The following is a 12,498-nucleotide window of genomic DNA, read 5'->3' as shown; positions in this document are numbered from 1 at the left end:
ATTTCGTACAAACTGACAGAATCTTAGCATAGGGGCTATCCGTCATCAAAATGATATTATTTCTGGATGGAACAAGCCGCTAAAGAAACACTACCAATATCCCTCGAAGACGAAATGCGGCGGTCCTATTTGGACTACGCAATGAGCGTCATCGTCGGCAGAGCCCTGCCAGACGTGCGCGATGGCCTCAAACCGGTTCACCGCCGGGTCTTATTCGCGATGTATGAATTAAACAACGATTGGAACCGAGCTTACAAAAAATCTGCCCGTATAGTTGGCGATGTGATCGGTAAATACCATCCGCACGGTGATTCTGCGGTGTATGACACCATCGTTCGGATGGCCCAGGACTTCTCCCTGCGCTATATGCTGGTTGATGGGCAGGGCAACTTTGGCTCCGTAGACGGCGATAACGCTGCTGCGATGCGGTATACGGAGATCCGCCTGCGCAAGATCGCCCATGAGCTTTTGGCCGATTTGGACAAGGAAACCGTGGATTTTGGGCCAAATTACGACGGTAGCGAGAAAGAACCCCTGATTCTTCCTGCAAAAGTGCCTAATTTGCTCATAAACGGCAGCTCAGGCATTGCGGTGGGTATGGCGACCAATATCCCTCCCCATAACCTCGATGAGGTCGTTACAGCCTGTTTACACGTCTTGCATAACCCCGAATGCTCGATTGATGAGCTGATTGAGATCATTCCAGCTCCCGACTTCCCCACCGCCGGCATTATTTACGGCGTTCAAGGAGTGCGCGAAGGCTACAGAACTGGTCGTGGTCGTGTTGTTATGCGTGCCAAGACTCACTTTGAAGATATCGACAAGGGCGCACGTCAGGCCATCATCGTTGATGAGTTGCCATATCAAGTAAACAAAAAGAACTTGCTCGAGCGTATTGCTGAGTTAGTGAATGAGAAAAAAGTTGAAGGCATTTCTGATTTGCGTGACGAGTCAGATAAATCCGGTATGCGCGTTGTGATTGAACTTAAGCGCGGTGAAGTGCCTGAGGTGGTTCTCAATAATTTGTATAAGAGCACTCAACTGCAAGATAACTTCGGTATGAACATGGTGGCCTTGGTAGATAACCAACCACGCTTGCTCAACTTGAAGCAAATGCTGGAATATTTCTTGCAGCATCGTCGTGAAGTTGTGACACGTCGCACAATTTTTGAATTGCGTAAAGCGCGTGAGCGCGGTCACGTCTTAGAAGGTTTGGCAGTTGCCTTAGCAAACATAGATGAGTTCATTGCCATCATTAAAGCGGCTGCAAACCCAGTGATTGCAAAGCAAGAGTTGATGGGTAAAGCTTGGGATTCCTCTATGGTGCGTGAGATGTTGGCGCGTGCTGAGACCGATACACCAGGAGGCCGTAATGCCTACCGTCCAGAAGGTTTGTTGCCCGAGTACGGTATGCAGACTACTGGCCTGTATCGCCTCTCTGACAGTCAAGCACAAGAAATTTTGCAGATGCGTTTGCAACGCTTGACTGGTCTTGAGCAAGACAAGATTGTGAACGAGTACAAAGAAGTCATGGCAGAAATTTCTGACTTGTTAGATTTGTTAGCAAAGCCAGAACGTGTTACTCAAGTCATCGAAAGCGAACTAAAAGAAGTGCAAGCTGAATTTGGTAAAGCTGGCGGTGATACAGGTCGTCGTTCATTCATTGAGATGAATGCAACCGAACTCTTCACAGAAGATTTGATCACTCCACAAGATATGGTGGTGACACTGTCACACACTGGTTACATGAAGAGTCAGCCGCTGAGTGAATACCGTGCACAGAAACGTGGTGGTCGTGGCAAGCAAGCCGCCGCTACGAAAGATGAAGACTGGATTGATACGCTGTTCGTAGCCAATACACACGATACGATTTTGTGTTTCTCTGATCGTGGCCGCATGTACTGGCTCAAAGTGTGGGAAGTTCCACAAGGCAGTCGTACTTCACGCGGTAAGCCAATCGTCAATATGTTCCCATTGATCGAAGGTGAAAAGATCACTGTGATTCTGCCGATCAAGGGCTACCAAGATGATCAGTATGTCTTTATGGCAACGAGTTTGGGTACTGTGAAGAAGACACGCTTGTCTGACTTCTCCAACCCACGTAAGGCCGGCATTATTGCGGTTGACCTCAACGAGAATGATTTCTTGGTTGGCGCAGCTATAACGGATGGTCAGCATGATGTGATGTTGTTCTCTGATGCCGGTAAAGCAGTGCGTTTTGATGAGAATGATGTGCGTCCAATGGGCCGTACCGCACGGGGTGTGCGCGGCATGAATTTAGGCGTCGGTCATCAAGTGATTGCGATGTTAGTTGCCCCAGCAGAGGCTGCTGAAGGTGCTGAAGCCGCAGTGGTAGACGCAAACGGCATTGCAATTCCAAGTAGTGTGTTGACTGCTACGGAGAATGGTTACGGTAAGCGTACGCCTATTGCTGAATACACACGTCATGGCCGCGGCACCAAGGGCATGATTGCAATTCAGACAAGCGAGCGTAACGGTAAAGTAGTTGCTGCCGCTTTGGTTTCTCCTGAAGATCAAATTATGTTGATCACTACGGGTGGCGTTTTAGTGCGTACACGTGTTTCTGAAATTCGCGAAATGGGTCGCGCTACTCAAGGCGTGACTTTGATCAACGTGGATGAGGGCACTCGCTTATCTGGTCTGCAGCGTATTGCTGAGAGCGACTCGGATGAAGAGGGCGACGAAGCAGAAGAAGGTGATGCATCTGCTGATTCAGCAACTGATTCCAATTCTGATGCGGCAGGTGACGCTTAAAGCGTTATCACTAGACTAGTAGCTTATGACTTTTGACCGCCGCATCTTCAATTTCGCTGCGGGGCCTGCTACATTACCTGAAGAGGTATTGAAGCAGGCTGCTGATGAAATGCTCAATTGGCGCGGACTCGGTACTAGCGTCATGGAAATTAGTCACCGCAGTAAAGAATTCATGGAAGTGTATGAAGAGGTGATTCAAGACCTGCGTATGCTGATGAGCATTCCGGATTCTTATGAAATCTTGCTCTTGCAAGGTGGTGGACTTGGACAAAATGCAGCCATCCCCATGAACCTCATGCCCTTGGCTAAAAACGGCCCTAAGGCAGACTTTCTAGTCACAGGTGTCTGGTCAGAAAAATCATTTAAAGAAGCGCAAAAGTATGGCGCTGCTCATTTGGTGGCTTCTTCAGCTGCAGAAAAATTCAACACGATTCCAGCAAGATCCACTTGGAATTTATCCAGTGACGCGGCTTATGTGCATTACTGTGCCAATGAGACGATTGGTGGCGTTGAGTTTCCGGATGTGCCAGATGTTGGGGGCACTCCTCTGGTGGCAGATATCTCTAGCAATATTCTTTCGAAAGAGATGGATGTCACCCAATGTGCTGTGTGGTTTGGTGGTGCACAAAAGAATATCGGCCCCTCTGGTGTGACGATTGTGATTATTCGCAAAGACCTGCTTGGTCACAGCATGGGTATCACCCCAACGATTTGGGATTGGTCAGTGCAGGCCGGCACTCAATCGATGATCAATACGCCCCCAACTTTTTCGATTTATATGGCTGGCTTGGGCTTTAAGTGGCTCCTCAAGCAGGGTGGCGTGAAGGTGATGGAAAAGCGCAATCAAGAAAAAGCAAACTTGCTCTATAGCTTTCTGGATCAAAGCAGTCTGTATGAAAATCGCGTCACTAAGGAATATCGCTCACGGATGAACGTGACTTTTTTCTTAAAAGATGAGAACCTGAATGCAGAGTTTCTGGCGCAGTCAAATGCTGCTGGTCTGGTGGCCTTGCGAGGTCATAAAGCGGCGGGTGGTATGCGCGCCAGTATTTACAACGCAATGCCGATAGAAGGTGTGAAGGCCTTGGTTGAGTTTATGCGTGATTTTGAAAGGCGGGCTTAATGAGTACTGAAGAACAGCGCTTAGCTCCCCTGCGAGAAAAAATTGATGCCTTGGATGCAGCGATTTTAGATTTACTAACGCAGCGTGCTAAAGCGGCGCAAGAAGTGGGTCATGTCAAAGGTGGCTTCTCATCCCCAGTGTTTCGTCCTGAGCGTGAGCGCCAGGTGGTTGCACGTCTGCAAGAAATCAATGTCGGACCTTTGCTGCCGGATGGCATTGCTGCCATTTGGCGCGAGGTGATGTCTGCTTGCAGAGCCTTAGAAGCCCGTCAAACTATTGCCTATCTTGGGCCAGCAGGTACCTTTTCTGAGCAGGCTGCACAAACCTACTTTGGTCACTCGATTGTGGGCTTGCCTTGTGCCAGCTTAGATGAAGTTTTCAAATCAGTAGAGAAGGGCGCCGCACAATTTGGCGTGGTCCCTGTTGAGAACTCCAGTGAAGGTGCGATCTCACGCACATTGGATTTGTTGCTAGATTCCTCTATGCGTATTAGCGGAGAAGTCGTCTTGCCGATTCGCCATCATCTCTTAACGAAGAGTGGTAGCTTGGATGGCGTGACAACGGTTTGCGCTCATGCACAAGCATTGGCACAGTGCCAACAATGGTTAAGTCTGCATGCCCCGCATTTAAAGCGTCAGGCAGTCAGCAGCAATGCAGAGGCTGCTCGCCTAGCTGCAAATGATCCAAGCCTGGCTGCGATCGCGGGAGATCCTGCGCAAGAGACTTACGGCTTGCAGGCTGTGGCTGCACAGATTCAGGATGACCCGCATAACCGCACACGATTTGTCGTAGTTGGTAACTATGTGTGCACTCCAACAGGTAAAGATCAAACTTCTTTGGTGTTATCGGTTGATAACCAACCGGGGGCTGTGCACCGTTTACTGGCTCCTTTGGCAAAGCATGGTGTGTCGATGAATCGTTTTGAGTCTCGCCCTGCCCGTAAAGGGACTTGGGAATATCACTTCTATATTGATATTGCTGGTCATGCAGAGGATGCCAAAGTTGTAAAAGCGCTTGAGGAGTTAAAAGAGACTGCGGCGTTCTATAAGAATTTGGGTTCTTACCCACACTCTGCCTAATTCATTTGTAAAGTTCGCATGACTTCTAAGATTGGTCTAAAACACATTCACGCTATTGCGCCTTATGTTGGTGGCCGCCCTATCAGCGAGGTTGCTCGTGAATATGGCTTAGATGAAAACAAGATTGTGAAGCTAGCTTCCAATGAAAATCCATTAGGTATGCCTAAGTCTGCTCAAGAAGCGATGCTCAAGGCTGCAAGTGATCTGGGCCGCTATCCTGACTCCAATGGTTTTGAATTAAAAAAGGTTTTATCAGAGCGCTTAGATGTCCCGGCTAATTGGATTACTTTGGGTAATGGAAGCAATGACATCCTAGAGTTGGCGGCCCGTGCTGTGGCGCAGGCTGGTGACGAAGTCATCTTCTCCAAACACGCTTTCGCGGTTTACCCCCTTGCAACGCAAGCAGTTGGCGCTAAGGCAGTTGAGGTTTCAGCAAGCCCTACTTATGGCCATGACTTGCCAGCGATGTTGGCTGCAGTCAAAGCTGCTGGTGATAAAGCAAAGCTAGTCTTTGTAGCTAACCCAAACAATCCGACAGGAAGCTATCTCACCGCTAAAGAGATTGAAGAATTTCTGGTGGGAGTCCCAGCTCATGTTGTTGTGGTGCTTGATGAGGCGTATAACGAATACTTAACTCCAGAGCAGCGCTATGATGCGGTTGCCTGGGTAAAGCGCTTCCCAAATATGATTTTGTCGCGTAGCTTTTCCAAAGCCTATGGCCTAGCAGGTTTACGTATTGGTTATGGAGTTGCACAGCCCCACTTAACAGATTTGCTCAATCGTATTCGCCAACCATTTAATGTGAATAGTCTTGCGCAGGCAGCAGCCATTGCGGCATTTCAAGACAAAGCATTCTTGCAAGAAGGTTTTGAACTCAATCGTGCTGGCTATTTACAACTTACTAAAGCATTTGATGATTTAGGCCTGACTTATCTGCCATCTGCTGGAAACTTTGTTCTCGTCAAGGTGGGTAACGACGATCAAGCGGGGCCCCGCATCAATTTAGCTTTGCTAAAGCGCGGCATTATCGTGCGTCCGGTAGGGAACTATGGTTTGCCGCAGTGGTTACGTATCTCGATTGGTTTGCCAGAAGAAAATGCTGCTTTCATCGCAGCCCTAAAAGAAATCACTGCAGAAATACTTTCCTAATGACCATCAAGAATCCTGCGAGCAATTACGGTACTGTCACCATCGTTGGTGTGGGCTTGATCGGCGCATCCCTAGGTTTGGCGCTCAAACAAGCGGGTGTGGTTACCAAAGTGTTAGGTGTGGGTCGCAGTAAAGAAAATTTAGATCAAGCGCAAAAGATGGGTGCGATTGATGGCGTAGTGGATTTAATTGAAGCTGCTAAGCAGTCTGATGTCATTGTGTTGTGCATACCAGTTGCTCAAATGCGAGCAGCCTTTGAGATGATTGAACCGCATCTTGAGCCTAGAACCATGATTACGGATGCCGGTAGCACTAAGGGCGATGTGATCTTGGCTGCCAAAGAGGTGCTAGGTAAAAAAGCTTGTCAGTTTGTACCGGCTCATCCCATTGCAGGCGGAGCACAACATGGTGCTGCAGCAGCAAAAGCGGATTTATTCAAAGGCAAGCAAACGATTATTTGCCCTCTACAGGAAAACTCTCCTGAAGATATTGCCTTAATGATTGGATTTTGGGAGTCAGTCGGTTCAGTAGTGAAAAAGATTGGTGTTGTACAACACGATGCAATTTATGCCGCCGTATCCCATCTTCCACACATCTTGTCATACGCTTTGATGGCAAGTGTTGTGAATTCGGAAGATGCTGATCAAAAGCTTGGTCATGTTGGCGCCGGCTTTAAAGACTTCACTCGGATTGCAGCATCTAGCCCAGAAATGTGGCGCGACATTTGTTTAGGTAATCGCACAGCCATTCTGAAAGAGTTAGATCAATATCTATTGATCGTGAATCATATGCGTAAATTGATTGCTGAAAATGATGGTACTGGTCTAGAGAAATTATTTAATAAGGCAAGCAAAGCGCGTCAAGATCTGGATGGGGCTTAATGACTCATTTGCCTAGTATTGAGATTGGTCCATTCAAGCGAGCTCAAGGCTCAATTGTTTTGCCTGGTTCCAAGAGCATCTCAAATCGTGCTTTGCTATTGGCAGCGCTTTCTTCGGGCACAACAACGCTAAATAACCTCTTAGATGCAGACGACACCCAAGTGATGCGTAATGCCTTGCGTCAACTGGGTTTATCTGTGACGGACAAGGCAGACAAAGTTTGTGTAGTGGAGGGTTGTGGTGGCAAATTCCCGGTGCGTGATGCAGACCTCTTCATGGGTAATGCCGGCACGGCTATTCGTCCTTTAACTGCTGCACTAGCAATGCAAGGTGGTCACTATCGCCTATCTGGTGTTGCGCGCATGCATGAGAGGCCCATTCGCGATTTGGTAGATGGCTTACGTCAAGTGGGCGCCAAGATTGAATACGAATTACAAGAAGGTTATCCCCCAATCAAAATCTTGGCTGCAGACATTCAGATTAAAGATGTGGTCAAGGTACGTGGCGATGTATCAAGTCAATTCTTGACAGCATTGTTAATGGCCTTACCTTTGGTTGCAAATGAGCCGGTCCGTATTGAAGTCATTGGGGAATTAATTTCTCGACCCTATATTGATATCACCTTAAAGCTGATGGCGCGCTTTGGTGTGAAGGTTAGTTGCCCAGATGCACAATCATTTGTGATCCCTGTTAAGACGTCTGATGCGGTGTATCAAAGTCCAGGTCAACTATCAGTTGAAGGTGACGCCTCTTCCGCATCTTACTTCTTGGCCCTTGGTGCTATTGGTGGCGGGCCTATAAGGGTTGTGGGCGTAGGTAAGGAGAGTATTCAAGGGGATGTGGCTTTTGCTGATGCGCTTGCCTTGATGGGTGCCAATATTGCTGCTGGTGAGGATTGGCTTGAAGTCTCGGGTGTAAAAAATGCCAACGGCAAACTTCAGGGGATCACGCTTGATTGCACAGAAATCCCAGATGCTGCAATGACACTTGCTATCGCAGCTTTATTTGCAGCGGGTCCAACACGTTTAAACAATATTGCAAGTTGGCGAGTTAAAGAAACAGATCGTATTGCCGCAATGGCAAAAGAATTGAGAAAAGTAGGTGCGATTGTTGAAGAAGGTGCTGACTACATTGTTGTGAATGCACCTAAAGCGCCAGCCGACTGGAAGTCACCGAGCGAAGGCATTGATACTTATGATGACCATCGCATGGCGATGTGTTTTTCACTTGCTGCATTTGGACCGAACGCACTCAAGATCAATGATCCCAATTGCGTAGCAAAAACTTTCCCAAGCTACTTCGCTGAATTTGCGAAAGTCGTGAGTTAATTCAAAACAATTCATGCGTAATTTTCCAGTCATCGCAATTGATGGACCTACTGCTTCCGGCAAAGGGACGGTTGCCTCTTTGGTGGCAGAAAAGTTGGGCTTTCATTATTTGGATAGTGGGGCGCTCTATCGCTTAGTGGCTTTGGCTAGTGAAAAACAGGGAATTGACGTCAAAAATGGTCCTGAATTAGGTCTCTTGGTTCCTAAGTTATTGATTTCATTTAAAAATAACCAAATTTTCTTGAATGGAGAGGATGTCACTGACGCGATTCGCACGGAAAACATCGGTTTGAGAGCCTCAGCCTTAGCCGTTCATCCTGAGGTCAGATCTGCATTGGTGGGCCTACAGCGCAGTTTTCGCCAATCTCCCGGATTGGTGGCTGATGGCAGAGATATGGCCAGCGTGATATTCCCAGACGCAGTTTTGAAGGTTTTTTTGACGGCAACAGCCGCTGCCAGAGCTGAGCGTCGCTATAAGCAATTGATAGCTAAGGGAATTTCTGCTAAACTTTCAGACTTACTGCAAGATTTGCAGGAGCGCGATGCCAGAGATAGTAGTCGAGGTACCGCACCCCTCTTGGTTGCAGATGGTGCAAAAGTGCTTGAAACATCAGATCTTTCGATAGATCAAGCAGTTAAGACGGTTTTAGATTGGTATCAATCTGCAATTGTTTAGTTTTTAGCAGTAGATGTAAGTAGTAGTTTTGGCGTCTTAGGAAACTCCACAACGCGATCATTTCATTAGCGTGTTTCTTAAAGACTTTTTTAACCTAACCCGTCGGGCCTTCTGACGGCACAAAGTGAATACACATGTCTGAATCATTTGCAGAATTATTTGAAGAATCATTAACCCGATCGAATATGAAGACCGGCCAAGTTATTTCGGCTGAAGTCCTTCGCATCGACCACAACTTCGTCGTTGTTAACGCTGGTTTAAAGTCAGAAGCGTTTATTCCTGTTGAAGAATTCCATAACGACGCTGGAGAAATTGAAGTAGCTCCTGGCGATTTCGTTTCTGTTGCTATTGACGCTCTTGAGAACGGCTATGGCGACACTATCCTCTCCCGTGATAAAGCAAAGCGCTTGGCATCATGGATGAATTTGGAAAAAGCACTCGAGCAAGCTGAGATCGTTACCGGTACTGTTACTGGTAAGGTTAAAGGCGGTTTGACTGTGATGGTGAACGGTATCCGCGCATTCTTGCCTGGATCACTAGTTGACACACGCCCAATCAAAGACACTAGCCCTTACGAAGGTAAGACGATGGAGTTCAAGGTTATCAAGCTTGACCGTAAGCGTAACAACGTAGTGTTGTCACGTCGTGCGGTTGTTGAAGCTAGCCAAGGTGAAGAGCGTGCTAAGTTGATGTCTAACCTTAAAGAAGGCGCTGTCGTAACTGGCCTCGTCAAGAATATCACTGATTACGGCGCGTTCGTTGACCTCGGTGGTATCGATGGCCTCTTACACATCACTGATTTGGCATGGCGTCGTGTGCGTCACCCAAGCGAGATGTTGACTGTTGGTCAAGAAGTGACAGCGAAGATTTTGAAGTTCGATCAAGAGAAGAACCGCGTTTCACTTGGTGTCAAGCAGCTTGGTGATGATCCATGGGTTGGTATCGCTCGTCGTTACCCACCAAATACCCGTTTATTCGGCAAAGTAACCAACTTGACTGATTACGGCGCATTCGTTGAAATCGAATCTGGTATCGAAGGCTTGGTACACGTTTCTGAAATGGATTGGACCAACAAGAACGTTGCTCCAAGCAAAGCGACTGCATTGGGAACTGAAGTTGAAGTGATGGTTTTGGATATTGATGAAGACAAGCGTCGTATTAGCTTGGGCATCAAGCAGTGCAAAGCAAATCCATGGGAAGAGTTCTCACGTTCACAGCAAAAAGGCGACAAGCTTTCTGGCGCCATCAAGTCAATTACCGACTTCGGTGTGTTTATTGGCTTGCCTGGCGGTATCGATGGTTTAGTTCACCTCTCAGACCTCTCATGGAATGAGCCAGGCGAAGAAGCTGTTAAGAAGTATAAAAAAGGTGATGAAGTTGAAGCCACTGTATTGGCAATTGATGTTGAGAAAGAGCGTATTTCTCTCGGTATCAAGCAATTGTCTGGTGACCCATTCAATAACTACACATCCGTCAGCGACAAGGGTAGCCTCGTCACCGGTACTGTGAAGGCAGTTGATGCTAAGGGTGCAACGATTCACTTGGCTGATGAAGTTGAAGCTTACTTGCGCGCTTCTGAGATCTCAACCGATCGCGTTGAAGATGCACGCAATGTATTGAAAGAAGGCGATAGCGTTACTGCAATGATCATTAATATTGATCGTAAGTCACGCGTCATCAATCTTTCAATCAAAGCAAAAGACAGTTCTGATCAACAAGATGCAATGAGCAAACTCCAAGGTGATGCGCAGTCTGGCACAACCAATTTGGGTGCTTTGTTAAAAGCAAAATTGGACAATCAGGGTTAAGGCAATATCGCCGCTTTCCGTTGGGGGAGCGGCGATTTTTTTTGATAGATCATGACAGATCAAGAGCAACAAGCAATTACTCGCTCCGAACTTGTGGAGAGCCTTGCGGAACAATTTCCGCAGCTTCTGCCTAGGGACGTAGAGCTAGCAGTAAAAACTTTGCTAGATACCATGACTCATGCTTTAGCTGAGGGCAAGCGTATTGAGTTGCGCGGTGTTGGCAGTTTTGTACTGCATCATCGTCCTGCTCGTACTGGTCGCAATCCAAAGTCTGGTGATAAGGTCTTGATTCCAGAAAAGCGTGTGCCGCATTTCAAGCCTGGTAAAGAGTTGCGTGAACGAGTGGATTACAAGCCGCTCAAACAGGCGGGCCCCAAAGAGGGTTCTGGTGCCTAATATTCAGGCTTATCCTCAGTGGTCCATTCGGGCCATTTTTTTATTTAAATTCTGTACGCCATGATTCAGATAGCGACATCTTGGCTTTTATTGCTACCCATCATGTTTGGTGTTGGTTGGCTAGCTGCTCGCTGGGATCTTCGTCTTGAGAATCGGATGGATGAACGTGAACGCATGCGTCAGCAGCGTTCAACCTTTAAAGGTTTGAGCCTTTTACTGAATGAGCAGCCGGATCAGGCAATTGAAACGCTGGTCAAAATTGCGCAGCTTGATCCAGAGACTATTGAACTCCATTTTTCGTTGGGCAATTTATTCCGTCGTCGCGGCGAGACTGAGCGGGCAATTAAAGTGCATCAGCACTTGGCTAATCGTGATGATTTAAAACCTCGCGATCGTGATCATGCTGCTTATGAATTAGGCCGTGACTTTTTGCGTGCTGGGTTGCTGGACCGTGCTGAAGCTTCCTTGAATCGGGTTGGTGACGGCAAATTTGCGGTTCCTGCAAAAGAAAGTTTGCTAGAGATGTATCAGGTAGAGCGTGATTGGAAAAAAGCCATCATTGCTGCCAGTGAGCTAGAAACACTGCAGGGTAAATCTCATAAAACAGAGATTGCTCAGTTTCATTGTGAGTTGAGTCAAGAGGCTTTGCGTCGTAAGGATTTGGCAGAAGCAGAACAGTCTATTCAGAGGGCCTTGCAGGCCGTCTCAAATCATGCACGTGCTTTGATTTTGCAGGGTGATTATTTGATGGCGATGGAGCGCCCAGCACAAGCAATTGATGCTTGGAGTTTAGTGGCGGCCTCCCATCCAGCCTATATGCATTTATTGGCTGACCGCTGGATGATTGCCCATACCGCTATTGATCGGGTAGATGAAGGGTTGGATCGTCTCTGCGCACTATTAAAGACTCAGGCATCTGGCGAGTTACTCGATATTGTGCATAAGCAGCTCATGAAAATTCGGGGGCCACAGGCTGCAAATATGATGCTCGCCGATGTAATGCAGCATTCCCCTAGTTTGAGTGCTCTATCTAAGTTGGCTGAAACCCGCCTTGCTTTAGAGGAGGGGAGCGCCAATCCAGAAAGGCTCCTGGAGTTGCATTCCATCTTGAATTTGTTGCGTCAGCGTACAACCAGTTTGGCTCGATATACTTGTGGCAACTGTGGATTCCGGGCGCGCAGATTCTATTGGCAGTGTCCTGGCTGTAATAATTGGGAGGCATACTCCCCGAGACGTACCGAGGGTGCTGCACCAAGCGGCCCCTCAATGTAATGTTATATATA

9 protein-coding genes and 1 pseudogene are annotated in these 12,498 nt (G+C 47.5%); all 10 read left to right on the top strand.

From position 1 onward, the window contains the following. Positions 1-66 precede the first annotated feature (66 nt). The 10 genes and pseudogenes from gyrA (at position 67) to lapB (ending at position 12,487) form a co-directional block, all read left to right on the top strand. The gene (gyrA, locus tag C2757_RS06650) at positions 67-2,775 is read left to right on the top strand and encodes a DNA gyrase subunit A (protein ID WP_215373704.1); all 2,709 of its coding nucleotides are present in this window, start codon (positions 67-69) and stop codon (positions 2,773-2,775) included. A gap of 25 nt (positions 2,776-2,800) precedes the next feature. Next, positions 2,801-3,898 (top strand): 3-phosphoserine/phosphohydroxythreonine transaminase, encoded by a 1,098-nt coding sequence (gene serC / locus C2757_RS06645; RefSeq protein ID WP_215373703.1) that lies wholly within the window; start codon positions 2,801-2,803, stop codon positions 3,896-3,898. Then, positions 3,898-4,977: a prephenate dehydratase gene (gene pheA / locus C2757_RS06640; RefSeq protein ID WP_215373702.1), complete on the top strand. Its 1,080-nt coding sequence runs from the start codon at positions 3,898-3,900 to the stop codon at positions 4,975-4,977. The genes serC and pheA overlap by 1 nt, the downstream gene beginning before the upstream one ends. A gap of 18 nt (positions 4,978-4,995) precedes the next feature. Further along, complete coding sequence (gene hisC, locus C2757_RS06635; protein ID WP_215373701.1) at positions 4,996-6,126, top strand: histidinol-phosphate transaminase; 1,131 nt, start codon at positions 4,996-4,998, stop codon at positions 6,124-6,126. Next, on the top strand, positions 6,126-7,007 hold the full coding sequence (locus C2757_RS06630; protein ID WP_215373700.1) for a prephenate dehydrogenase/arogenate dehydrogenase family protein: 882 nt from the start codon (positions 6,126-6,128) through the stop codon (positions 7,005-7,007). The genes hisC and C2757_RS06630 overlap by 1 nt, the downstream gene beginning before the upstream one ends. Positions 7,008-7,015: 8 nt before the next feature. Then, the gene (gene aroA / locus C2757_RS06625) at positions 7,016-8,335 is read left to right on the top strand and encodes a 3-phosphoshikimate 1-carboxyvinyltransferase (protein WP_371817040.1); all 1,320 of its coding nucleotides are present in this window, start codon (positions 7,016-7,018) and stop codon (positions 8,333-8,335) included. A gap of 13 nt (positions 8,336-8,348) precedes the next feature. Next, on the top strand, positions 8,349-9,011 hold the full coding sequence (gene cmk / locus C2757_RS06620) for a (d)CMP kinase (RefSeq protein ID WP_215373696.1): 663 nt from the start codon (positions 8,349-8,351) through the stop codon (positions 9,009-9,011). Positions 9,012-9,145: 134 nt separating this feature from the next. After that, positions 9,146-10,819, top strand: a complete 1,674-nt coding sequence (gene rpsA / locus C2757_RS06615) for a 30S ribosomal protein S1 (protein ID WP_215373695.1) — start codon at positions 9,146-9,148, stop codon at positions 10,817-10,819. Positions 10,820-10,870: 51 nt separating this feature from the next. Continuing rightward, positions 10,871-11,209, top strand: a pseudogene (locus C2757_RS06610) (integration host factor subunit beta); the annotation flags it as partial. 66 nt (positions 11,210-11,275) lie between these two features. After that, complete coding sequence (gene lapB, locus C2757_RS06605) at positions 11,276-12,487, top strand: lipopolysaccharide assembly protein LapB (protein WP_215373693.1); 1,212 nt, start codon at positions 11,276-11,278, stop codon at positions 12,485-12,487. The last annotated feature ends 11 nt before the right edge of the window (positions 12,488-12,498 follow it).

It is taken from the genome of Polynucleobacter sp. MWH-Svant-W18, assembly GCF_018687495.1.
Lineage (GTDB): Bacteria > Pseudomonadota > Gammaproteobacteria > Burkholderiales > Burkholderiaceae > Polynucleobacter.
Note: the sequence above shows the minus strand (reverse complement) of the source record. Positions and strands in the feature narration are given on the sequence as shown.